At 43.2% G+C, this 22,278-nt stretch carries 24 protein-coding genes; 12 read left to right on the plus strand and 12 right to left on the minus strand.

Annotated features, from left to right (window positions below):
• Positions 1-62: 62 nt before the first annotated feature.
• From QZZ55_RS11525 to cysD, 8 genes are all read right to left on the minus strand, one after another.
• A complete protein-coding gene (locus QZZ55_RS11525) occupies positions 63-779 on the minus strand; it encodes an electron transport complex subunit E (protein ID WP_293267478.1) in 717 nt (238 codons plus the stop codon).
• Positions 776-1,408, minus strand: coding sequence for an electron transport complex subunit RsxG (rsxG, locus tag QZZ55_RS11530; protein ID WP_293267479.1), 633 nt, complete (start codon positions 1,406-1,408; stop codon positions 776-778). The genes QZZ55_RS11525 and rsxG overlap by 4 nt, the downstream gene beginning before the upstream one ends.
• Positions 1,408-2,457 (minus strand): RnfABCDGE type electron transport complex subunit D, encoded by a 1,050-nt coding sequence (locus QZZ55_RS11535; RefSeq protein ID WP_293267480.1) that lies wholly within the window; start codon positions 2,455-2,457, stop codon positions 1,408-1,410. Before QZZ55_RS11535 ends, rsxG begins: the two co-directional genes overlap by 1 nt.
• A 15-nt stretch (positions 2,458-2,472) precedes the next feature.
• The gene (gene rsxC, locus QZZ55_RS11540) at positions 2,473-5,031 is read right to left on the minus strand and encodes an electron transport complex subunit RsxC (RefSeq protein ID WP_293267481.1); all 2,559 of its coding nucleotides are present in this window, start codon (positions 5,029-5,031) and stop codon (positions 2,473-2,475) included.
• Positions 5,028-5,639 (minus strand): electron transport complex subunit RsxB, encoded by a 612-nt coding sequence (gene rsxB / locus QZZ55_RS11545; RefSeq protein WP_293267482.1) that lies wholly within the window; start codon positions 5,637-5,639, stop codon positions 5,028-5,030. The genes rsxC and rsxB overlap by 4 nt, the downstream gene beginning before the upstream one ends.
• Positions 5,640-5,652: 13 nt before the next feature.
• Complete coding sequence (gene rsxA / locus QZZ55_RS11550) at positions 5,653-6,234, minus strand: electron transport complex subunit RsxA (RefSeq protein WP_028469374.1); 582 nt, start codon at positions 6,232-6,234, stop codon at positions 5,653-5,655.
• A gap of 162 nt (positions 6,235-6,396) precedes the next feature.
• Complete coding sequence (gene cysN, locus QZZ55_RS11555) at positions 6,397-8,073, minus strand: sulfate adenylyltransferase subunit CysN (protein ID WP_293267483.1); 1,677 nt, start codon at positions 8,071-8,073, stop codon at positions 6,397-6,399.
• 48 nt (positions 8,074-8,121) lie between these two features.
• Positions 8,122-9,039 (minus strand): sulfate adenylyltransferase subunit CysD, encoded by a 918-nt coding sequence (cysD, locus tag QZZ55_RS11560; protein WP_293267484.1) that lies wholly within the window; start codon positions 9,037-9,039, stop codon positions 8,122-8,124.
• A gap of 266 nt (positions 9,040-9,305) precedes the next feature.
• On the opposite strand from cysD, the gene QZZ55_RS11565 reads away from it, so the two are divergent.
• From QZZ55_RS11565 to QZZ55_RS11595, 7 genes are all read left to right on the plus strand, one after another.
• Positions 9,306-10,091 (plus strand): sulfite exporter TauE/SafE family protein, encoded by a 786-nt coding sequence (locus QZZ55_RS11565; RefSeq protein WP_293267485.1) that lies wholly within the window; start codon positions 9,306-9,308, stop codon positions 10,089-10,091.
• 76 nt (positions 10,092-10,167) lie between these two features.
• Positions 10,168-11,826, plus strand: a complete 1,659-nt coding sequence (locus QZZ55_RS11570; RefSeq protein ID WP_293267486.1) for a nitrite/sulfite reductase — start codon at positions 10,168-10,170, stop codon at positions 11,824-11,826.
• Entirely contained in the window at positions 11,810-12,295 is a 486-nt protein-coding gene (locus QZZ55_RS11575; protein WP_293267487.1) for a DUF934 domain-containing protein, read from the plus strand. The genes QZZ55_RS11570 and QZZ55_RS11575 overlap by 17 nt, the downstream gene beginning before the upstream one ends.
• 57 nt (positions 12,296-12,352) lie before the next feature.
• The gene (locus QZZ55_RS11580; RefSeq protein ID WP_293267488.1) at positions 12,353-12,976 is read left to right on the plus strand and encodes a phosphoadenosine phosphosulfate reductase family protein; all 624 of its coding nucleotides are present in this window, start codon (positions 12,353-12,355) and stop codon (positions 12,974-12,976) included.
• Between the two features lie 92 nt (positions 12,977-13,068).
• On the plus strand, positions 13,069-14,517 hold the full coding sequence (cysG, locus tag QZZ55_RS11585) for a siroheme synthase CysG (protein ID WP_293267489.1): 1,449 nt from the start codon (positions 13,069-13,071) through the stop codon (positions 14,515-14,517).
• Positions 14,518-14,709: 192 nt separating this feature from the next.
• Positions 14,710-14,952, plus strand: a complete 243-nt coding sequence (locus tag QZZ55_RS11590; RefSeq protein ID WP_293267490.1) for a CDGSH iron-sulfur domain-containing protein — start codon at positions 14,710-14,712, stop codon at positions 14,950-14,952.
• Between the two features lie 68 nt (positions 14,953-15,020).
• The gene (locus QZZ55_RS11595; protein WP_293267491.1) at positions 15,021-16,232 is read left to right on the plus strand and encodes a bifunctional alpha/beta hydrolase/OsmC family protein; all 1,212 of its coding nucleotides are present in this window, start codon (positions 15,021-15,023) and stop codon (positions 16,230-16,232) included.
• Positions 16,233-16,320: 88 nt separating this feature from the next.
• On the opposite strand, the gene aqpZ is transcribed toward QZZ55_RS11595, so the two are convergent.
• From aqpZ to QZZ55_RS20005, 3 genes are all read right to left on the minus strand, one after another.
• On the minus strand, positions 16,321-17,010 hold the full coding sequence (aqpZ, locus tag QZZ55_RS11600) for an aquaporin Z (RefSeq protein WP_293267492.1): 690 nt from the start codon (positions 17,008-17,010) through the stop codon (positions 16,321-16,323).
• 68 nt (positions 17,011-17,078) lie between these two features.
• The gene (locus QZZ55_RS11605) at positions 17,079-17,507 is read right to left on the minus strand and encodes an SRPBCC family protein (RefSeq protein WP_293267493.1); all 429 of its coding nucleotides are present in this window, start codon (positions 17,505-17,507) and stop codon (positions 17,079-17,081) included.
• A gap of 172 nt (positions 17,508-17,679) precedes the next feature.
• Positions 17,680-17,922 carry a DUF6868 family protein gene (locus QZZ55_RS20005; RefSeq protein ID WP_366512317.1) on the minus strand — a complete coding sequence of 81 codons (243 nt, stop codon included), beginning with the start codon at positions 17,920-17,922 and terminating at the stop codon, positions 17,680-17,682.
• A 151-nt stretch (positions 17,923-18,073) separates the two neighbouring features.
• On the opposite strand from QZZ55_RS20005, the gene QZZ55_RS11610 reads away from it, so the two are divergent.
• On the plus strand, positions 18,074-18,442 hold the full coding sequence (locus QZZ55_RS11610; RefSeq protein ID WP_293267494.1) for a thioredoxin family protein: 369 nt from the start codon (positions 18,074-18,076) through the stop codon (positions 18,440-18,442).
• Positions 18,443-18,535: 93 nt separating this feature from the next.
• Here the strand turns inward: QZZ55_RS11610 and nhaD are convergent, their stop codons facing one another.
• Positions 18,536-19,795 (minus strand): sodium:proton antiporter NhaD, encoded by a 1,260-nt coding sequence (nhaD, locus tag QZZ55_RS11615; RefSeq protein ID WP_293267495.1) that lies wholly within the window; start codon positions 19,793-19,795, stop codon positions 18,536-18,538.
• Between the two features lie 122 nt (positions 19,796-19,917).
• Between nhaD and QZZ55_RS11620 the strand changes: the two genes are divergently transcribed.
• The 4 genes from QZZ55_RS11620 to QZZ55_RS11635 form a co-directional block, all read left to right on the plus strand.
• On the plus strand, positions 19,918-20,187 hold the full coding sequence (locus tag QZZ55_RS11620) for a GIY-YIG nuclease family protein (protein ID WP_293267496.1): 270 nt from the start codon (positions 19,918-19,920) through the stop codon (positions 20,185-20,187).
• Positions 20,188-20,289: 102 nt separating this feature from the next.
• Positions 20,290-21,021 carry a HAMP domain-containing protein gene (locus tag QZZ55_RS11625; RefSeq protein WP_293267497.1) on the plus strand — a complete coding sequence of 244 codons (732 nt, stop codon included), beginning with the start codon at positions 20,290-20,292 and terminating at the stop codon, positions 21,019-21,021.
• Positions 21,018-21,743 (plus strand): ABC transporter substrate-binding protein, encoded by a 726-nt coding sequence (locus QZZ55_RS11630; RefSeq protein WP_293267498.1) that lies wholly within the window; start codon positions 21,018-21,020, stop codon positions 21,741-21,743. Before QZZ55_RS11625 ends, QZZ55_RS11630 begins: the two co-directional genes overlap by 4 nt.
• Before the next feature lie 100 nt (positions 21,744-21,843).
• A partial coding sequence (locus QZZ55_RS11635; protein ID WP_293267499.1) for a DUF2796 domain-containing protein occupies positions 21,844-22,278 on the plus strand: 435 nt, incomplete at its 3' end.

Here is a 22,278-nt window from a genome sequence, read left to right on the forward strand (position 1 = left end):
GGTTTATATAACCTTAATTCTGCCAGTTATTTCAAAAAATACAATGCCTTATCTAGATTGGTTTAACTTATGTGGCCCGTAACTCTGACACGCTTGTTAATGGGGATCTCGCTTTGTGTGGGGGCGTTCGCGAGCAGGCGGTCTTTAAGACGTTTGTCTATAATGTTTTTCAGTGCTATGAGTAGCCCTAATCCAACAAATGCTCCGGGGGGTAAAATGGCGAATAGAAACCCTTTGTAGTCGTCTATAAGAACGATAGTCCAGTTATTAGCCATTGGACCAAACAGTAAATGCATATCAGCAAATAAAGTTCCTGAACCAAGAGCTTCGCGTAGGCCTCCTAAAATCACAAGCACGATGGTGAAACCGACGCCCATCATTGCGCCATCTAGTAAAGATGCTGAAACAGGGTTTTTTGATGCAAAAGCATCGGCTCGTCCCATGATGACGCAATTAGTTACGATTAATGGAATGAATATACCCAGTATTTGATATAGCTCGTAAGTGACAGCCTGCATTAGCAGCTCAATACAAGTAACAAAAGAAGCAATGATCATTACAAAAATAGGCAGTCGTACTGCATCGGGTACAAACTTCCTAAATGTAGAAATAGTTAGGTTGGAGCCTATTAATACTAAAGTGCTGGCGATACCTAAGCTGATTGAGTTAACAACGGACGCTGTTACCGCCAGTAGAGGGCATAAACCTAACAATTGCACTAAAGCAGGGTTGTTATGCCAAAGCCCATCTAGCGTTATTTTACGATAATCGATGCTCATGAAGCCTCCTTCATCGGCTTTGGGCTTAACAGTAGATCACGGTTTTTCTTGAAAAAGCGTAGTGCTTGGCCGACAGCATTAACGACAGCACGTGGCGTGATGGTGGCTCCAGTGAATTGATCAAATTGACCACCATCTTTTTTGACCGCCCAGCTAGAATCGTTTGAACTTATCATGCTTTTTTCGTTAAAACTCATGATCCAATCAGACTTTCTAAGATCGATTTTATCACCTAACCCCGGTGTTTCCTTATGTGATAACACGCGAACTCCGGCAACGGAGTTGTCTGCATTAATGCCAACAATTAATGATATATCGCCAGAATAGCCGTCAGGTGACATTACAGGAACAATAACGGCTTTCACTTTGTTGTCACGTTTGGCTTGATAGATTTTAGCAAGCGGGTATCCCAGCTCCGGTGCTTCAATGCTGATAACATCTTGTAAAAGGTCGTTATCAATACTGTCGCGCGAAATTATTTCATATAATGCTTTTGCTTGTTGTGCTCGCTCGTTCTCAATAATTTGATCCTTAGTGGATACTTGAGTAATAGCAATAAGCCCTGCCGTCACAATGGCAAAGATAGAGATGCCTACCGTATTTTCCCGTAGCGAAGTCAGGAGTTCCATTAAATCTTCTCCTTCATGCCACGTTTAGATGCTTTATGGCCATAAGCGCGTGGTTGTGTGTATTGGTCAATAAAAGGTGCGGCAAGATTCATTAACAAAATGCTAAACGCTACTGCGTCTGGGTAGTTGCCCCAAGTACGAATAATATAGATTAAGCTGCCAATACCAATGCCGAACCATATTTTCCCTTTGTTACTTGTAGCAGAGGATACGGGGTCAGTTGCTATAAAGAATGCTCCAAGCATAGTTCCGCCTACAGTTAAGTGGAAGAACGGGTCAGCATAGGTGTCAGGTGAGATGATATAAAAGAAGGTCGCTATACCGCCTAAAGATAATAAAAAAGCTGCAGGGGTATGCCAGGAAAAAATCTTTTTGTAAAGTAGCAAAACACCGCCCATCGCATAGGCCGCACTAACAGCATGCCATGCGCCAACATTGGCAAGTACATCTGATGCTCTCCAGGCTTCTTCAGTTGTCAGTCCGCCGCGATGGCGCATTTCATCAAGTGGTGTAGCGGAAGTAAAAGCGTCGGCATGTTCTACCCAACTGCCAAAAATCAGTGAGAATGTGTCAGTGAAGGCTAATATATTCCAGCCTTCGCCATACAGCATAAAAGGCGCTGTCCAGCGGGTCATTTCAACTGGAAATGATATCAATACCAAGGCATAAGCAACCATGGCAGGGTTGAAAGGATTTTGCCCAATGCCGCCATAGAGTTGTTTGGCGATAACAATAGCAACAAATACGGCAACGGCGGTTAACCACCAGGGCGCAAAAGGTGGAAGTGCTAAAGCTATCAAAACTGCTGTCAAAATAGCGCTGTTATCTCTCAAGTAAAAAGAGAGTGGTCGGTTACGTGCTCGGATACAAAGTGCTTCAAAAGTAATGGCTAAAGCAGACGCCCAAACAATATTAATCAAGGTCCCCCAGCCAAAGAAAAAGGTCATCGCCAGTATGCCGGGCAGTGTGGCTAAAATAACCAGACGCATAATGCCAGCAGTGCTTGTTGGCTTATGTACGTGGGGCGATGTGATGCGAATCAGTGCCATAATCTATCGCATATCCTATTCAAATTGGCTAAGAGTATTGTTAAATTGGGTTGCTTGCTGTTGCGCAGCTAGTAGTTCGGTCTGTAACGCATTAAGTTCAGCAGGTTCGGCTTCTTGGGCTTTTTTAATGCTACGTTCAAGCTTAGTCACTGCTGCGCGAGCGAGGGCTGCATCTATTTTTAATTTTTTAAGGTCAATGCCTTGAGCTGCAGCCGCCTTAATTTTTCCTTCTTCTTCGGCATCTAATTGTGCTTTTGCATCTTTATGAAGCTGCGTCAGTCGAACTATTTCTTGCTGTAGCTCACCGGCTTGCTCTGAATCCGCTTCGGCTGAGGCGAGCAAGGTTTCCGTTTTTTTAAGCTTGGTACGCATGATTGAGACATTTTGCTTCAGTGCTTTTAAGTCAGCGGGTGTACGTGCAGTTGGCTGCGGTTCGAAGCTTTGTGCAGGAGCCTCCGTTGCTTTAGGAGCGCTTAATGTTTCAGCTGCTTCTTGAGCGGCAAGCGCTTCTGTGTATTTTGCTTTAAGTTTTTCTACACCTGCTTTCATCTTTTCAGCGGCGGGGCTGCTATTAGCAATGGCAGTTTCAAGTGCAGCTTCAGCTTTTTTAAATGTCCCTAGCGCTTTATCAGTAGATTCTTTTAAGGCAGGAAGAGGGTTGCTAGAACTTGAACTGGCAGCATCGGTTTCTGCATTAGCAAAGACCAGCTGTGCTGCGACAGACTTCTCTTCTAGCTGTGCCACGGTCGCGCGTAAAGTGTCGGCGCCATCGTGGCCTTTGTCTTCGGCTATTTTTAATGCCTGTTGTGCTTTCTTTAATTTGGTTCTGGCCACAGCTGCTTGAGTTTTTAGCTGTTTGATATCTGGAGCGACAGAGGTTGCCGGTGCTTGTATGCCTGATTCCGCTAGTTCAAGGGCTTTCTGCGCCTCTTCTGCTGCATGTTCGGCCTGTTTATACTGAAGGTCGAGCTGAGCAATATTATCGCTACTGTCTGCTTTAGCCGCTTCCAATGCTGATAGTGCTTTTTTTAGTTTTGTGCGTGTAATTGCTGCTGCTGTTTTCAGTTGCTTTATATTATCTTCAGGTGTTTGTGCTGCAGTTTCACTGCTTGCTTTCTTAGCTGCTTGAGTTTTTGCTGCCTGCGCTGCACGCTCTTTGCGACGTATTTCTTTATCAAGAACCGCTTGTTCTAAACGTGCTTGTCTTGCCTCAAAACGCTGTCGAGCTTGATCTGATTTTCGTTGCTCTGCTTCCTCATCTCTTATTTCATTTTTGGCAAAACGATAGTATTGAACAAGTGGTATATTGCTGGGGCACACGTAGGAGCATGCGCCGCACTCGATGCAATCAAATAAGTTGTGATGTTTTGCTTTTTCAAACTCACGACTTTTAGAGAACCAAAAAAGTTGCTGAGGGAGTAATTCTGCGGGGCATGCTTGTTCGCATAAACCGCAGCGGATGCAGGCTTGTGACGGTGGCGCTGGTGGCATTTCTTCTTTAACAGCGGCAATAATGCAGTTTGATGTTTTGATGATAGGAATCGCATCATCTTCAATCGTGAAGCCCATCATTGGGCCGCCCATAACTAGTCTACTGAGTGTGTTGTGGTTAACTTGAGCCGTTTCAAGTAAGTCGTTAATTGGAGTACCAATAAGCGCTTCAAGATTTTGTGGTTTCCCGACGGCGCCTCCTGTGACGGTAACGATACGAGATATCAGAGGAGTGCCGTGATGTACTGCTTGGTTAATAGCAGCTACTGTTCCAATGTTTTGGCACACAATGCCGACATCCGCAGGGATACGACCGCTGGGGACTTCCACGCCTGTTAATAAGCGCACCAGCTGCTTTTCACCACCTGAGGGGTATTTAGTGGGTACGACTACAATATCTATATTTAATTTTGTGTGGCGTAATGCATCTTCAAGCACACGAATGGCATGCGCCTTGTTGTCTTCGATGCCAATTAAAATATGGGTTGGGTTGAGCAAGTAGTTGATAACCTCAATACCCCCTACAATTTGCTCAGCACGTTCTCGAATGAGCATGTCGTCAGCTGTAATGTAGGGCTCGCACTCTGCGGCATTGATAATCAAGGTGTTAACAATATGGTCATCGCCTAGGTGTAACTTAACATCTGTAGGGAAGCCGGCACCGCCCATACCTGCAATACCGTGGTTGCGAATGTAGTTGATCAACTCCAATGGGGGAAGAGAGCGATAGTCTGCCAGCCCTTGATGTGGTATCCACTGATCTTGGCCGTCAGTTTTTATACTGATACAAGGTGCTTCTAAACCAGATGGGTGAGGTACCGATTGTGGGCTGATGTCTGTAATGGTGCCTGAGCTTGATGCATGTATAGAAACACTGATTCTACCTTGTGCTTCAGCAATCATTTGACCTTTTAATACCTGTTCTCCTACATGGACGCATGGCTTGGCGGGCGCGCCAATATGCTGCTGAATAGGGATAGTCAGCTGTTCAGGTACGGGGGCTAGGCGAATAGGTGCACGTGTTGATTGTTTTTTATTCTCAGGTGGGTGAATGCCACCATGAAAAGCAAAAATTTTACTCATGATGACGCTCCTTCTTTGCTTGATGCGTGTGCAACAGAGCGGCCAGTATCGGTAGCGATCAGTTCTACACCAGGCACAGGTGGCGTCCACTTCCAGTTATTCAATGTGGTTTCAATGGGTAGCATATCTATACAATCAACGGGGCAGGGTTCAACACAAAGATCACACCCGGTGCACTCAGAAACAATGACGGTATGCATCTGTTTTGCAGCACCAAGAATGGCATCTACCGGGCAAGCTTGAATGCATTTGGTGCAACCAATGCATTCATCTTCTCGGATATATGCCACTGTTTTAATGCTTTCTTCACCATGTTCAGCATCAAGCGGAACCGCTTCAACATCTAAAAGATCGGCAAGGGCTTCAATAGTGCTTTGGCCACCAGGAGGGCATTTATTGATCTGCTCTCCATTGGCAATGGCCTCTGCATAGGGGCGACAACCAGGGTGGCCGCATTGGCCACACTGTGTCTGTGGTAAAAGGTCATCTATTTGGTCAACAATGGGGTTGCCTTCAACTTTGAATTTTACAGCAGCAAAACCAAGCACTAGACCAAAAACAACGGCTAAGCTAAGAAGAACTAGAATGGCAATTAATACAGCGCTCATTAATACAACCTGCTCAAAATTTAACCAGGCCAGTGAAGCCCATAAAAGCGAGAGACATAAGGCCAGCAGTAACCATGCCTATTGCAGCACCACGAAAGGGTGTTGGAACATCAGCAACAGCGACACGTTCTCGGATGGCCGAAAAGAGTATCAGTGCCAACGAGAATCCGACAGCGCCACCAAAACCATAGAAAATTGACTCCATAAAGCCGTTCTGTTTTTTGATATTTAACAGAGCAACACCGAGTACCGCGCAATTTGTAGTGATAAGGGGAAGAAATATCCCTAAGACTTTATGCAGTAAGGGGCTCGTTTTCTTAACGACCATTTCAGTGAACTGTACAACAACAGCAATCACTAAGATAAATGAGATAGTCCTTAAGTAGCCCAGCTCAAAGGGTAAGAGCAGGTAGGTGTAAACCAAATAGCTACATACTGAAGATAAAGTCAGTACAAAAGTAGTCGCTAGTGACATGCCCATAGCTGTTTCGAGTTTGTTGGAAACGCCCATAAACGGACAAAGACCAAGAAACTGAACCAGTACAAAGTTATTCACCAGCACGGTGCTAATTAAAATGAGAAGAAAATCTGTCATAATCACTGTATCAAAATGCGAAAATCCATCTAGGTTTCCCTGATAGATCTTCGAAATTAACAAAAGCTGAAGTGTACCTTAAACTGCGATGTTAGGCACAGTTTAAGGCTTGATTTAACTCAATGAGAGGGGCGTCTTAGCGACCGTTCTCGTTGGTTCGCATTATATTAGCTTCAGTTCCTGCAATTGCTGCATTACCACAGAGATCTGTTCGCTATCTTGCGGCAATTTATCCGTTTGAATAGTAAGGTCAGCAGTTTCAAGGTCGGTATCGGTAAGTACCAACAAACCATTCTGTTTTAACAGCCCGGCAACAGCGCTTGAGTTTTGTAGTAAGGCGGCGGGTAACGCATTTTTTGTGAGCGTTGCTACGTTACGCCCTGCTTTAAACAGTGCTTGTTCTAGAGAAAAGATTAGTGTCTGAGCAGAGTCAGCAGCACCTTCCACTTTAACGATGGCAGGTTGTTGGCCAAAGCGGCGTGCTTTTTGTTCTGCGCTCACTTGCGGTGAGTGGGACAGCGTTTGACTGGTATCTGTTTCGGTATCTATGATCATACCGGCAGCAACCGTCGCATTGCTTAAGCGATCAACAACAATAAACGAACCTGTGCCACGAAATGCCGTGTAATTATCCGCAAGAATAGGGCGTTCTAGTGTGATTTCGCACTGGCCAATCTCATTGAGTTCAAGTGTGGTCGAATCTGATTTTTCAAGCGTATTGACATCAATTTGATGGCGAATGGCGGTAACAGATCCGGCAGTACGGCTTGTTAACAGTTTAATGTCGTATGTTTTACCTTGTGTTAGTGGTTGTTCATCCATCCAAACCAGCGTTGCATCAAAGCGGTTGGTTGCCTTGGGGATGTTGTTACTATGAACGATGATGTCGCCACGAGAAATATCAATCTCATCTTCCAATGTCAGTGTGATGGACATTGGAGGAAATGCCTCTTGAAGCTCGCCATCAAAAGTGACAATAGATTTAACGCGTGAAGACTTACCAGAAGGTAACACCGTAACCGCATCGCCGGGTCTGACGATTCCAGATGTTAGCGTACCGCAATATCCTCGAAAGTCGAGATTAGGGCGGTTGACGTACTGCACTGGGAAGCGTAGTTCGTCGAAATTTTTGTCGCGTGCAATTTTAACGGTATTCAGCGTCTCCATTAAAGGAAGGCCTGTGTACCAAGGCATATGCTCAGAAGGGTTTACAACATTGTCACCCTTCAGTGCAGACAATGGTACGAACTGAATGTCAGGCAGGTTTAAGTCTGCTGTAAATGTTAAGTAATCAGTTTTGATCTGTTCATAACGCTCTTCGCTGAAGTCTACCAAGTCCATTTTATTGATGGCGACAATCGTGTGCTTAAGTCCTAATAACGACACAATAAAGCTATGTCGTTTAGTTTGTACTTGCACGCCATGGCGAGCGTCAATCAGGATGATCGCAAGATCACACGTTGATGCACCTGTTGCCATGTTTCGTGTGTACTGCTCATGCCCCGGGGTATCAGCAATAATAAATTTACGCTCAGCAGTAGAGAAGTAGCGGTAAGCTACATCAATGGTAATACCTTGTTCGCGTTCTGCTTGTAAGCCATCAACTAGCAATGCAAGGTCGAGTTCTTCACCCGCGTTACCTACGCGTGCGTTTTCACTTTGAATAGCGGCAAGCTGATCTTCATATATCATTTTCGAATCGTGCAGTAAGCGTCCGATCAGGGTGGACTTTCCGTCATCAACGCTGCCACACGTCAAAAAACGTAGTAGCTCTTTGTTTTCATGCTGATGAAGGTACGCTTCAATGTCGGTCGAAATCAGTTCAGATTGGTGGCTCATGGTATTAGTCTCTCAATTCAGTATCAGAAAATGGTTAGAAAATAGATGTTAGAAGTAACCTTCCATTTTCTTTTTCTCCATTGAGCCAGAAGAATCGTGATCGATGGCTCGACCCTGGCGCTCAGATGTTGTGGTTAGCAACATTTCCTGAATAATTTCCTGTAAAGAGCTTGCTTCCGATTCCACCGCTCCCGTTAACGGGTAGCAGCCTAATGTTCTAAAGCGAACTTTACGCATGACAGGGTGCTCGCCTTCTTCCAGTGGTAAACGCTCATCGTCAACCATGATCATCATGCCATTACGCTCAACAACTGGGCGCTCTTGTGCTAGGTATAGAGGTACAATTGGGATGCTTTCTAAATAGATGTACTGCCAGATATCTAACTCAGTCCAGTTGGATAATGGAAATACACGAATACTCTCGCCTTGATCAACACGGGTATTAAAAATATTCCATAGCTCCGGGCGTTGATTTTTTGGATCCCAACGGTGAAATTTGTCACGGAACGAAAATACGCGCTCTTTTGCACGTGATTTTTCTTCGTCACGACGTGCTCCACCAAAAGCAGCATCAAATTTATATTTGTTTAAGGCTTGTTTAAGCCCCTGAGTTTTCATTACATCAGTATGCTTGGAAGAGCCGTGTGTAAATGGCCCAACACCCATGTCTACGCCTTCTTTGTTGACATGTACAATCAAGTCCATGCCGGCTTCTTCTGCCATTTTGTCACGAAAAGAGATCATCTCCTTGAACTTCCATGTGGTGTCTACATGCATCAAGGGGAAAGGCGGTTTGCCCGGGTAGAAAGCTTTACGAGCCAGGTGAAGCATCACGGCGGAGTCCTTCCCAATGGAATAAAGCATTACTGGGTTATCAAACTCAGCAGCCACTTCGCGAATTATCTGGATGCTTTCAGCTTCCAGCTGTTTTAAATGGGTAAGACGGCGCTCTGGTATAGATGTCATCTGTGTATGCCTACTCGATTTATAGCTTGGTTAAGCAGACAGGCAGCTTGTGCTTGCCCATCTGTCATATGTTGCGGTGCATTATTACAGAGAGCTTTTGTTATTAAAAGTAATAAATAGAAATTCTGTTATTACTTTTAAGAATAAGCCGCATTTTCTCTATATTTCAAAAAAGAATAAGAAAGTGATAAATTATTATTTTCTGTTATATAAAAAAATGAGTATGATGGCGTTCTGATTCGTTTAGGGTGATGGGTACTAATTGTATGGAATTTGCTTACAGCTTCGCTGGGCTAGTTGTAGGGTTTATTGTAGGGCTGACCGGCATTGGTGGCGGTGCATTAATGACGCCGATTTTGATTGTGGTTTTTGGTATCCCCCCAATTGTAGCTGTGAGTACTGATCTGCTTTACGCCTCAGTTACCAAGTTCGGTGGAGTTTTTGCGTATGCACGTAAAAAATTGATTGAATGGCGAATCGTTATTTTATTGTTGTCTGGTAGTATCCCCGGCAGCTTGTTGACGTTGGAATACCTCAAAGGTCTCGCTGCTTTAGATGATATTGAACATCTAATGAATCTGACGTTAGGTATTTCATTGATATTGACCTCGGTAGCTGTATTTGGTCGTAATAAAATTCGTGAGTTCGCCCTTAAAGTAGAAGGACGAGCTTGGGTGGCGAAAGCAAAAAAAGTTCGCCCTGCAGTTACCTTGTTAACCGGTATTGTACTGGGCGGCTTAGTCACGCTGTCCTCTGTTGGTGCGGGTGCGCTAGGTACAGCAATGCTAATTACGCTATATCCGCGTATGAGTATGCCATCGATCGTTGGTACTGATCTTGTGCATGCCGTGGTGCTAACCGGGATTGCTGGAGCCGGGCATTATGGGATGGGCAGTGTTGATTTGTCTTTACTGGCTTATTTACTGTTGGGGTCACTACCTGGTGTGTTTATAGGTAGTCATATAGGTGCAAAACTGTCACCTAAAGTGATGCAGCCGATAATGGGTTCAATACTACTGGTTATCGGTGTGCGTTTTGTATTAGCTGGCTGAAATAATAATTATTAACGAACAATTTTAATTTTTCTAGAATCGTAAAAGAGCAGTTGAGCTGCTAAACGGGTGAAACATGTATCAGTATAATGAAGTCGACCAAACCCTGGTTGACGAGCGCGTCGAACAATACCGTGATCAGACACGTCGCTACTTGGCAGGAGATCTGCCAGAGGATGAATTTCTTGTATTGCGATTGATGAATGGTCTTTATATTCAACGGTTTGCACCGATGCTGCGTGTGGCGATTCCTTATGGTTTGATGTCATCGGAACAGTTGCGCAAATTAGCTCATATTGCTCGTACATATGATAAAGGCTATGGGCATTTTACAACCCGTACAAACCTTCAGTTTAACTGGCCGAAGCTTGAAGAAGTACCTGATATTTTGGCTGAATTGGCTCAAGTGCAAATGCACGCTATTCAGACGTCGGGTAACTGTATTCGTAACACCACAACGGATCCATATTCCGGTGTCTATGCGAATGAATTAGAAGATCCGCGTGCGTACTGTGAAATCATCCGTCAATGGTCAACACTGCATCCTGAGTTTGCTTACTTACCTCGTAAATTCAAAATCGCAGTAACCGGTAGTACTGAAGACCGTGCCGCATCTCAGGTGCATGATATTGGTTTGCATTTAGTGCAGAACGATGCCGGCGAGATTGGTTTTGAAGTACTTGTTGGCGGTGGTTTAGGTCGTACACCTGTTATTGGTAAGGTGGTTCGTGACTTCTTGCCTAAAGAGCATTTGTTGTCGTATTTAGATGCGATCTTACGTGTTTATAACCTTAACGGCCGTCGAGACAATAAATACAAAGCGCGTATCAAAATTTTAGTTAACGCTTTGGGTGTGGAAGAGTTCAGCCGTTTGGTTGAAGAGGAGTGGGAATACTCTCGCGACGGTGAGCTAACGTTAACCACTGCTGAAATTGAACGTGCTAAAGGTTTCTTTACACCGTTTGATTATGATGTGAATGCAGCCGCAGATACGTCGTTTGATCAAAAACTTGCTGAAGATCGTGCCTTTAAAACCTGGTATGAGCGTAATACAGTCGACCATCGTGTTGAAGGGTATCGTATTGCGATTGTATCTTTAAAGCCGCATCTAAAACCGGCTGGCGATATCACGGATGCACAAATGGATCTTGTGGCTGATCTGGCTGAAAAATACAGCTTTGGTGAAATTCGCTCCACTCATGATCAGAACTTGGTACTGGCTGATGTGAAAAAATCGGACTTATATAGTGTATGGCAAGGACTGGAAGCTAGCGGTCTTGCTCGCCCAAATATAGGTACACTGGCTGATATGATTGTTTGTCCAGGTTTTGATTTTTGTGCCTTAGCAAATGCAAAAACACTGAACATTGCGGATCAAATTAATGAGCGCTTTGACGATCTAGATCATCTATACGATTTGGGTGATATTCAGTTGAATATGTCGGGTTGTATTAATGCTTGCGGCCATCATCATGTTGCAGATATCGGTATTTTAGGTGTCGATAAGAAAGGTGAAGATTGGTATCAAATAACCTTGGGTGGCTCTTCTCGTGAAGATGCTGCGTTAGGCAAAGTATTAGGCAAGTCTGTTGCTGCTGATGATGTTGCTAATACACTCGAGAAAATTTTAGAAGTGTTTGTCGATCTTCGTCAGGAAGAAGAATTGTTCCGCGATACATTCAAACGTATCGGTATTGACCCGTTTAAGGAGAATGTTTATGCCCTTGCTCATTAATAAAAAAATCATTGCTAACGATAGCTGGCAATCGATTGATGCTGAAAACTTAGAGCAGGCGCTTCCTAGTGGCGATATCATCGTGCCGTTATCGTTTTACCTTGAGAACCGTGATGATCTTCAGAGCCGCGACGGCCAGTTAGGTATACAAGTAAATGGAGATGATGATCTTCAGGCTTTGTATGCTGAGCAGGATAACATTGCTTTGGTTGCTGTTGAGTTTCCAATCTTTCGTGATGGGCGTGGTTTTAGTATTGCTAAGCATCTCGTGAGAACGGGCTTTAACGGTGAAATTCGAGCGATAGGCGATGTCGCAAGAGATCGTTTAGCATTGATGCAAAGTTCAGGTTTTAATGCATTTTTAATCCCTGAAGACCGTTATTCTGAAGAAGATTTAAGTGCGTTTACTGAAGTGAGCGTGAATTATCAGGGAACGGCAGCTGACCCCCGGCCTATTTTTCGCCGCTAATTCTATTGTTGGAGCTAAAATCTGCGGGTTTTAGCTTTCAAAGGAGAGAGAAAAAAGATGAGTATTGATTTGGTTGCAGCTAATAAGGCGCTAGAAGGTAAGTCACCACAGGAGATAATTGCATGGGCTATTGCTCAGTCTGAAAACCCTCTAGTGACGACTAATTTTCGTCCTTACGAATCTGTCATTTTACATATGGCAGTGCAAGCTAAGCCGGACATTAAAGTCTTATGGGTTGATTCAGGTTATAACACGTCTGCTACTTATCGATTTGCAGAAAAAATGATTCAGGACTTCAACCTCAACGTAGAAACTTATATTCCTCAACAGACATCTGCTCGTCGAAATGTGTTGATGAAAGGTATTCCTGATATTGATGATCCTTTGCATGACGAGTTTACACGTCAGGTTAAATTAGAGCCGTTTCAACGTGCATTGGCTCAAATGAGTCCTGATCTATGGTTGAACGCTATTCGTAAAGATCAAACTGAGTTTCGCCAGTCCTTGGAAATTGTATCTGCAAGTAAAGATGGCATTATAAAGGTGGCGCCGTTGTTTAACTGGAGTGAAGTTGATCTTGACGCTTATCTAGTTGAGCATGGTTTGCCAAATGAACATGACTATTTTGATCCAACAAAAGCGTTAGAAACTCGTGAGTGTGGGCTGCATACGCAGCTATAGATTGCTTCAAATCAATCAATGGGCCTTATCTAATCAGTGGTTTTTGACCAGTTTATGTTAATCTGGGCTCACGAACTAACTGAGGGCTCATTGTGAATTTTTTACCTCTTTTCTTTAATCTTAAATCACGCCATGTATTGCTAATAGGTGGCGGTGATATCGCTTTACGCAAAGCTCGTTTACTGAAACGTGCTGGAGTTTATCTCACGGTGGTATCTCATACCGTGGATGATGAACTCAAAGCATTGTTAGTCAACTCCAACGATCAAATAGTGATTGGTGAGTACCATGCGGCTTTATTAGAAGACAAAACACTGGTGGTAGCGGCTACTGATGATAAGAGTCTTCACGAGCGTGTGCACTATGATGCAGTAGCATTAAACATCCCTGTGAATGTTGTTGATACTCCTTCTTTATGTACATTTATTTTCCCCGCAATTGTTGATCGCTCGCCTATTGTTATTGGTATCTCCTCAGGTGGTGAATCACCGGTTCTTGCTAGGTTGTTAAGAGCGCGTTTAGAAACGCTGATCCCTAATGGCTATAGTCACTTAGGTGCGTTAGTAGGGCGTTTTCGGAGTCAGGTAAAAGCGGCATTTGGTTCGGTTAATGAGCGTCGTCGTTTTTGGGAGCGTGTACTAGAAGGACAGATTGCCGAAAAAGTGTTTTCAGGTCGTAATGATGAAGCTGAAGCATTATTAAAAGCAGCTATTGAAAAAAGCGAAAATGGTCATCAGGTAGGCGAAGTTTACTTGGTAGGAGCCGGGCCCGGTGACCCTGAGTTATTAACATTTAAGGCGCTTCGCTTGATGCAGCAAGCGGATATTGTCTTTTATGACAACTTGGTATCAGCCGAAGTGTTGGATCTATGCCGACGTGACGCAGACCTTGTCTATGTCGGTAAAAAGCGCGACGATCATGCTGTTCCTCAAGAAGGCATTAATGCCCTGTTAGTACAACATGCAGAACAAGGTAAACGTGTTGTTCGATTAAAAGGCGGAGATCCGTTTATTTTTGGTCGAGGCGGCGAAGAGCTCGAAACATTGAAGTCGCATGGTATACCCTTTCAAGTAGTCCCAGGAATAACCGCAGCAAGTGCTTGTTCAACCTATGCGGGTATCCCACTGACACATCGAGGTTATGCTCAGTCAGTTAAATTTGTAACAGGCCAGCTTAAAAACCGCAAAGATAAGCTGAATTTTGCTGAGCTAGTGTGTCCAAATCAAACAGTTGTGTTTTATATGGGCTTACATACTTTGCCCGCCCTTGCCGAAGGCTTAATAGAACACGGGAAGCCAGCGGATACACCTGTTGCTATTGTGTCTAAAGGAACATCACCTGACCAGAAGGTGCTTACCGGAACGCTAGCTGATATTGCTACTAAGCAAGAGGGCGCTAAGTTGGTTGCACCCGCACTCATTATTGTAGGTGAAGTTGTTGCGTTGCAAGAGCAGTTAGCGTGGTTTGGTGACAGCGCTGAGCAGGAGGGGCTAACACATGCTTTAGGCATGTTGAAAGAAGGGACGCAGGTGCTCTCTTAAATCTTGATGTAGATAGCTACTTTTGATTCTCCTAAAGACCTAAGCCGAATCCATGTGATTCGGTTTTTTATGTCTACTAAATAGAATGTATAGTGTTTTTTAGCGGTCCACACATTAGCAGCACACACATGCGTATGGTATTAATGAATGATAACGAATAGCTGTCTTCATTAATTATAAGGAAAAAAACTCATGAGTGATAAAGCTGTTATTGCACAAAAAGCACCGTATGCAACTGATGTAGTGGCCGGTGAACGTTATCGTTGGTGCGCTTGTGGCCTGAGCAACAGGCAGCCTTTATGTGATGGCTCGCACAAAGGTACTGACTTTAAACCGGTGTCCTTCACCGCCGAAAAAACAGAAACAATTTATTTATGTGGCTGTAAGAAAACAGCGAATTCCCCCATGTGTGACGGAGCGCATAAGGCTCTTTAAATGAGTTTTATTCGGCATGTTTTTAGGCCGCATTAGCATGATATTTGAAATGATCAGGAGAGGGTTTTATGCGCGCAAAGGTTCAGTTTGAGAGTGGCGGGCAAATGCTGGCAGGTATGCTTGAGACGCCTGAAACAGACATTCGTTGTTATGCGCTGTTTGCTCATTGCTTCACATGTGGGAAAGATATTGCGGCAGCTTCTCATATTGCGCGGGCGCTCATAGCAAAAGGTATTGCTGTACTTCGATTCGATTTTACGGGATTAGGAAATAGTGATGGGGATTTTGCAAACACACATTTCTCATCAAATATTCAAGATCTACTGGCTGCTGCAGATTTTTTACGCCAAGAGTATCAAGCACCAACCATATTGATTGGACATAGTTTGGGAGGTGCGGCTGTTTTGGCTATGGCTGCACAGGTAAAAGAGGTTCAAGCGGTGGTGACTATTGGTGCTCCACATCATGCTAAACATGTCGTGCATAATTTCTCAGCTTCCATTGATGAAATTATTGAAAATGGTGAAGCAGAAGTGTGTTTAGGTTCTCGAAAATTTCTTATCAAGAAACAATTTTTAGATGATATTGATTCACATGTTGATCATGATATAGGTAAGCTAAAAAAGGCCTTGTTAGTGATGCACTCGCCGACGGATGCTACGGTACCTATTTCGGAGGCTGAAAAAATTTATCGTAACGCCAAACATCCAAAGAGTTTTGTTAGTTTAGACAGCGCTGATCATCTGCTGACTAAGCGAGCAGACTCAGAGTACGTAGCCGAGACAATTGCTGGCTGGGCTAGCCGATATATCCCTAAAGTAGAGCAACATAAGGTTTCGGTTACAAAAGGACACGTCATTGTAGAAGAGAAAAATCATGTTTTCACTCAGCATGTAAGCAGTGATAGCCATTATTGGTTAGCCGATGAGCCCATAGCGGTGGGTGGGGCAAACACGGGGCCTGATCCATATGAGCATTTGTTAGCTGGGTTAGGTGCTTGTACCTCTATGACAGTTCGAATGTATGCAAGCCGAAAAAAACTAGCGTTACAGCATGTGCGTGTGGAGTTAAGCCATAGTCGTGATTACCACCGTGATTGTGAAGGGTGTGATGTAACGCCTCAGTCGATGGAAGTTATCGAACGAAAACTAACCTTGGTGGGTGACTTAACAGAAGAGCAGAGGCAGCGTTTGCTAGAGATAGCGGATAAGTGCCCAGTACATAAAACATTGCACAATAATCTTCAGGTTGTTACTCAGTTGCTACCACCAGAGTCATGAGTACTTAATAACTGTTCTAAATGAAAGGTACAGGCTAGACTTATAGTCTGTACCCTTAAGGCCAGCATCGCTTGCTAAGTCATTGGCATTACTTATCTTCGCTGCCGATGTAGCGGTAGATACCCGCACCTAGGATGGCACCAATTACTGGCGCTATCCAGAATAGCCATAACTGAGAAACAGCCCAGCCACCAACATACAGAGCAACACCGGTACTACGTGCAGGGTTTACAGACGTATTGGTGACAGGAATACTGATGAGGTGGATTAATGTTAGGCATAACCCAATGGCGATAGGCGCTAAACCTTTAGGTGCGCGTTCATCTGTTGCTCCCATGATGACGAGTAAGAACATCATCGTCATTACCACTTCAGTAATAAAAGCAGACAATAACGAGTAACCTCCGGGTGAGTGTTCAGCGTAGCCATTAGAGGCGAACCCTGCGCTGACATCAAATCCCGCTTGTCCGCTAGCAATCAAGAATAAAACCCCGCCGGCAATTAAACCGCCAATGACTTGAGCTACGATATAGGGAAGTAATTGATTTGCGGGAAAGCGCCCACCTGCCCATAATCCTATAGAGACCGCTGGATTAAGGTGACAGCCAGAAATATGTCCGATAGCAAAAGCCATCGTTAACACAGTTAAACCAAAAGCGAATGACACGCCAAGTAGGCCTATACCTACATCAGGAAAAGCAGCAGCCAGTACCGCGCTGCCGCAACCACCCAATACTAGCCAAAATGTTCCAAAAGATTCCGCAATATACTTTTTCATAACAACCTCCTTGATTGTGGAGGTAGTGTTGCGTGGAGTGGCTGAATCTTTACTGAAATATTGGTTGCCTAAGTTAAATAAGCGTTTAAAGAGTCTAAAAGACCTGCATAGATTGGATTGCAAAACTCTCTTACTTCATTGCTATTATCTGAATCAAAACTTGATGACCATTCTATAAATGTTTCACCTGAATCTGTGACAGGGGATAACTTCACAGTGCCGAAATAATTCAGCACAGTATCCTTAGCAACAGGCCCCGGTCCATCATCAATGCGATATGAGAAGGTGAATTCATCATTGCTGATAGATACGAGTGTTTCATGAAATGCGTCGTTTAGAATACGTTGCGCGCCCACTTCATTGCTTTGCTTGTTACCTACTTTTTTAGTTGAGGTAACTACTGCGCTACCCCAGGGTAATTCATGGAAGTTTTTAATAGTGTCCCACACTTTTTCAATGGGCGCGTTGATGACTGTTGAGTTATAACATTTCCCCATGGTACTCACCTTGTAATTGTTATTTTCACTTAGATAACCCATGTTATTTCAGGGTGTTAGGGAAATCTAACATGGTAGTTAAGAGCGTTACTGTTGGTCAGAAGTATTAATGAATAGCTCCATTAGTGTTTTTAAGAGGGAGGGCAGTGATTATGTCTCGATCTATACTTAATTAGACAAGCACTGATAGTGCAATGTATGGGGTTAGGCTGAAAACAATAAAGAGTATTTTAAATAATCCAATAAGAGCATAAAGAGTAATGTTGAAATGAGTACGAGGAATAGGGAAAACATAATTTTGAATGCGATACACAATATCCGGAGCAAGTATGAAGATACTTGACCATAGGATTAATAGGGCACCATTTATAATCGTGCACCACATAAAAAATTGTTTGATTAATGCTATGTCCATTTCAGTCTACCCTTTTCTTAAGCTAACCTTTTCAGTTTACTCTTGGATAAAAATAAAGATAGATGAAATACAGCGGGCTAGAGCGTATGTTAAATTAAGGGTTAGATATTTAGAATATAACAATTTAAGTGCGTGGTGATGCGAAATTTAAATGATAAGAAATCAAACAGTATGTGAAGACGAAAGTAATAAAATTCTTTCTAAAAAAGGCGCAAGCTTGTTGATGTTTGGCGGGGAGCATTGTGGCGTGTGTCAGGTGATTTGGCCGCAATTGGTCGCGCAATTAGCTACGCGTTGGCCGGGCTTAGTGCTTAATTATATTGACTGTGAACAGCACCAAGAATGTTGCGCCCAACAGGGGGTTTATTCTCTCCCTGTTGTTAGGCTGTACTTTGATGGACGATTATATTTAGAAGAAATACAGATATTCAGTTTAGCTCCTTTTATTGCTGGCATTAATGAATTGTGCGCACAATATTACGAACACGACTCATCGCGAGACGATGAGAGGTTGTTGTAGGGGTATGGTTATATAAAAAGGGAGTCATATACGTTAAAAAATAGAATTAGCAGCAAGCTAGAGTTGCTGCTAATCGTTATTATAGTGCTACTTTCAATAGCTATTAGGTACGTTAAACAACACGGTACCAACACCATAGCTTCCCGCAAAGCCTAGAGTGTAGGCCAGCAACAAGAAGAAACTGTATTTCATATAACTGATGAAAGTAACTTCTTTTATTTTACTCATTGCGACGATACCAGCGGCTGAACCTATGATTAGCAAAGAGCCGCCGACACCGACGCCATAGGTCAGAGATAACCAACTTGCAGGGGTCATGTCCAAATTGGCTTTTAAAAGAGCTGCGGTGAGCGGTACGTTATCAACAAGTGATGAGAGTAACCCCATCACATAATTTGCCTGTATAGGTGGCAGCACCTCGTAAACTTTTACAAGATGATCAAGTACTCCAATCTCTTTCAACATTCCTACTAATAGCAATATCCCTAAAAAGAATAAAAGCGTATCAAATTCAATAACGCGTATGTAATCGAGCATATTTTCTCGATCATCATCCGTATGGAAAAAACGCCCTATCAAAAACATGATGGATAAACCAAACAAGAAAGTGAGTACCGGAGGTATGCCCGCAATAATATTCAGCACAATGGTACTAAGGATGGTAAATAGAAAGAGTATGCCGATACTCATGCCAACTTTGTCGTAATGGCGCTCGCCTCCGTCAATGAGGAGCTCGCCCTTTAATCCAAAGGAAAGCAATCCAGCAAGAAAAATAACGCTGACAAAAGCGGGGAGTGCTAGCCATAACAGATCTTGAATAGCGACCTTGTCTGCTAAAAATATCATCAGTGTTGTTACATCGCCGGTAATTAGAGAGACGCCACCGGAGTTCACCGCGAAAACAACCATGACGGCAAATTTTAAGGTTTTATTAGGCGGTAGCTTTAATGACAGTACTAGAGCGACAGACACCAGAGTTGCAGTGATATTGTCAGATAGTGATGAGAATGCAAAAGCAAAGATTGCCACCATAAAGAGCAGAGCTTTTTCACCAACCCTAGATGGCAAGAACTTATAGATCATTGTTTCGATTAGACCTTGATGGTTTAGAAAGGCAACGAAGGTCATTGCCGCCATCAGAAACAGCCATAGGCTAGCAATCTCAAGTAAATTCTCGTTCAGCATACCTTGGATTTGTTTTGGCGTGACGCCATCAGCAGGGAAAAGGAAAAGAACAAGCCACGATAAAGTGCCAAGAAAAAGCGTGGTTTTTGCTTTATTGAGGTGAATAACATCTTCAAGCACAATCATAAAGAAAGCGATGACAGCAAGAATGATTAGAAAAGTGTGCATCAGCACGACTCCAGAAAATTAGAGAAAAGAATATTTTAGGGGCTGGTTACTGTGTATGCATTGTTTTTTTCGACTTAAACTTTATATTAATCCCTTACATTCAGCATGAGAGATTATATTCATTGTCTACCTTATCCAATACATCAACTTGGTACATTTATATCCTATGTTGTGCTGATGGCAGCTTGTACACAGGTATTACGACGGATTGTGATAGGCGCTTAAAAGAACACAATGAGTGTAATAAGCTCGGTGCCAAATATACGCGCCCCAGAAGACCCGTTGTTTTGGTATGGTCGGAAGCTGTTGCGAGCCGCTCTTTAGCGTGCCAGCGCGAGCACCAAATCAAACAACTTGGCCGTGTAAAAAAGCTGGCCCTTATTAATTCATGACCCTCATACCTTGCTTGTAGTTACCTTATTAAACGGCACCATTGTTATATTCTTAATACGAAAGTATGATCTTTCGCATCATTAAAATAAAAAGGTAGAATCATGAGCAAGCAATATACCGGGTCTATACGTAATAAAGTGATTATGATCACTCTTTTATGCACGACAGTGGTCCTCGCTGTTGTGGGTATTTTTGATACATTTAAAGTTGTCGAAAATGAAAAGAAGCAATTAAGAGACTTGGCATCAGTTACGGCAGAACGGTTAGCTCAGCATTTAGTAACCCCTGTTTGGAACTTGGATAGTGAGCGGGTGAGCAGCATGATTGAAGCAGAAATGCTTGAAAAAAGCTTGCTGGGTGTTGTTGTGTATGATGAGAATGGCGAAACGGTAATGAGCGCCAAGGTACGAGACCAGAATTGGAATATCTCTGGCTCAACCGGGAAAATTCAAGATGCTTTTTCTACTTCCGTATCAGAAATAAAAACGAGTGACAAAACCATTGGCCGCGTCGAAACTTTTGTTAGTGATCGTTTTGTAAAACAAAACATTCAGACCTTGGTTATTATAGAGGTTGCGCGAGTTTTATTATTGAATGCCGTTATTTTTATTATTCTTATGCTGCTATTAGGTAAGTTCTTGATCACACCGATTCGCATACTAGCAGACCAAGCAAGCGAGATTAGTAAAGGAAAACTAAATACCGTTATTGATGTTAAATCTAATGATGAAATAGGAATGCTTGCAGATTCTGTCACTCGAATGCAGAAAAGCATGATCGTTGCCTTCAAAAAGATACGCCGGGTTAATAAGGAAAAGGAAGGCCTGTCATGAGAAAACTGAAAATAATATGGGCACTTGTTTTATCGTGCTCATTTTTTCTTAGTCAGGGATCACATGCAGAGCGTTTCGAGTTAACAACGGAGTCCTATCCTCCTTTTAATATGCTCGCTCGAAATAATGAAATCACAGGTATATCAACGGATATTGTTCGTGAATTATTTGCTCGCCAACAATTTGAATATGATATATCTCTACTGCCTTGGAATAGGGCATACGCTATGGCATTAGATACACCTAAAACAGGTGTGTTCTCTACTACCCGTACCCCTGAGCGTGAAGCTTTATTTAAATGGGTCAGCCCAATAGCATTAAATAATTGGGTATTTTTGTCATTGAAAGAGCGGAATATTCAGTTGAACTCCCTTGAAGATGCGAAACAGTATCGTATCGGGGGATATCGTGGGGATGCTGCTGCATTGTTTTTGGAAAAGCAGGGCTTTAAGTTGGACCTAGTAAGCCGGGATGAATTGAATGCAGTCAAGTTGGCTCGTAAGCGTATTGATTTATGGGCAACAGGGCACCTTCTAGGGCCTTACATCGCTAAAATGCAAAAGGTGAAAGGGTTAACTGAATCCTTAACATTTAAAGAAACGGTGATGGGTATCGCCTTTCATCCTGACACACCTTCAAACTTAATTAATGACCTTAATCTATCCTTGCAGAACATGTATGAAGATGGAACGGTTGAAAAAATTTACGCTAGATATCGCTAAATAATTAGCTATTAACTATCGGGCGCTCATGTTTCGAGCGCTTGTACTCTATGGATTTTATGTTATGTTATAACGTATTTTTATTGGAGTGACAAATATCGTGAAAAGAAGACCGTATATTCTAATCTCATTTCTGTGTGCAGCAGGAGCTACTTTACCGTTAACGCCTTTATTGGCGAGTGAAGCTCATGAGCATGGGGTGGCTAGATTAGATGCCGCTTTAGAAGGAAAGCAGTTTAATGTGCTGATTGTAACGCCTGCTGCCAACCTTGTTGGCTTTGAGCACATACCTGAAAACGCTCAACAAAAAGAACAGGTAGCTCAAGCACTACGTGTGTTAAGGCAAGGTTATGAAATGATTCAGTTACCCAAAGAAGCTGTTTGTTTGTTAAAGAGTAGTGAAGTGGAACAAACGTTACTCAAAGAGCACCACTCTGAACACGAAGAACACGAAGAACACGAAGAACACGAAGAACACGAAGAACACGAAGAACACGAAGAACACGAAGAACACGAAGAACACGAAGAACACGAA

The sequence above is a fragment of the Neptunomonas sp. genome (assembly GCF_016744175.1).
Taxonomy (GTDB): domain Bacteria; phylum Pseudomonadota; class Gammaproteobacteria; order Pseudomonadales; family Balneatricaceae; genus Neptunomonas.

What these genes read in the sequence shown, in the direction of transcription:
- QZZ55_RS11525 (WP_293267478.1), bottom strand. Translation starts at nt 779, where the DNA reads ATGAGCATCGATTATCGTAAAATAACGCTAGATGGGCTTTGGCATAAC.
- rsxG (WP_293267479.1), bottom strand. Translation starts at nt 1,408, where the DNA reads ATGGAACTCCTGACTTCGCTACGGGAAAATACGGTAGGCATCTCTATC.
- QZZ55_RS11535 (WP_293267480.1), bottom strand. Translation starts at nt 2,457, where the DNA reads ATGGCACTGATTCGCATCACATCGCCCCACGTACATAAGCCAACAAGC.
- rsxC (WP_293267481.1), bottom strand. Translation starts at nt 5,031, where the DNA reads ATGAGTAAAATTTTTGCTTTTCATGGTGGCATTCACCCACCTGAGAAT.
- rsxB (WP_293267482.1), bottom strand. Translation starts at nt 5,639, where the DNA reads ATGAGCGCTGTATTAATTGCCATTCTAGTTCTTCTTAGCTTAGCCGTT.
- rsxA (WP_028469374.1), bottom strand. Translation starts at nt 6,234, where the DNA reads ATGACAGATTTTCTTCTCATTTTAATTAGCACCGTGCTGGTGAATAAC.
- cysN (WP_293267483.1), bottom strand. Translation starts at nt 8,073, where the DNA reads ATGAGCCACCAATCTGAACTGATTTCGACCGACATTGAAGCGTACCTT.
- cysD (WP_293267484.1), bottom strand. Translation starts at nt 9,039, where the DNA reads ATGACATCTATACCAGAGCGCCGTCTTACCCATTTAAAACAGCTGGAA.
- QZZ55_RS11565 (WP_293267485.1), top strand. Translation starts at nt 9,306, where the DNA reads ATGGAATTTGCTTACAGCTTCGCTGGGCTAGTTGTAGGGTTTATTGTA.
- QZZ55_RS11570 (WP_293267486.1), top strand. Translation starts at nt 10,168, where the DNA reads ATGTATCAGTATAATGAAGTCGACCAAACCCTGGTTGACGAGCGCGTC.
- QZZ55_RS11575 (WP_293267487.1), top strand. Translation starts at nt 11,810, where the DNA reads ATGCCCTTGCTCATTAATAAAAAAATCATTGCTAACGATAGCTGGCAA.
- QZZ55_RS11580 (WP_293267488.1), top strand. Translation starts at nt 12,353, where the DNA reads ATGAGTATTGATTTGGTTGCAGCTAATAAGGCGCTAGAAGGTAAGTCA.
- QZZ55_RS11590 (WP_293267490.1), top strand. Translation starts at nt 14,710, where the DNA reads ATGAGTGATAAAGCTGTTATTGCACAAAAAGCACCGTATGCAACTGAT.
- QZZ55_RS11595 (WP_293267491.1), top strand. Translation starts at nt 15,021, where the DNA reads ATGCGCGCAAAGGTTCAGTTTGAGAGTGGCGGGCAAATGCTGGCAGGT.
- aqpZ (WP_293267492.1), bottom strand. Translation starts at nt 17,010, where the DNA reads ATGAAAAAGTATATTGCGGAATCTTTTGGAACATTTTGGCTAGTATTG.
- QZZ55_RS11605 (WP_293267493.1), bottom strand. Translation starts at nt 17,507, where the DNA reads ATGGGGAAATGTTATAACTCAACAGTCATCAACGCGCCCATTGAAAAA.
- QZZ55_RS20005 (WP_366512317.1), bottom strand. Translation starts at nt 17,922, where the DNA reads ATGGACATAGCATTAATCAAACAATTTTTTATGTGGTGCACGATTATA.
- QZZ55_RS11610 (WP_293267494.1), top strand. Translation starts at nt 18,074, where the DNA reads ATGATAAGAAATCAAACAGTATGTGAAGACGAAAGTAATAAAATTCTT.
- nhaD (WP_293267495.1), bottom strand. Translation starts at nt 19,795, where the DNA reads ATGCACACTTTTCTAATCATTCTTGCTGTCATCGCTTTCTTTATGATT.
- QZZ55_RS11625 (WP_293267497.1), top strand. Translation starts at nt 20,290, where the DNA reads ATGAGCAAGCAATATACCGGGTCTATACGTAATAAAGTGATTATGATC.
- QZZ55_RS11630 (WP_293267498.1), top strand. Translation starts at nt 21,018, where the DNA reads ATGAGAAAACTGAAAATAATATGGGCACTTGTTTTATCGTGCTCATTT.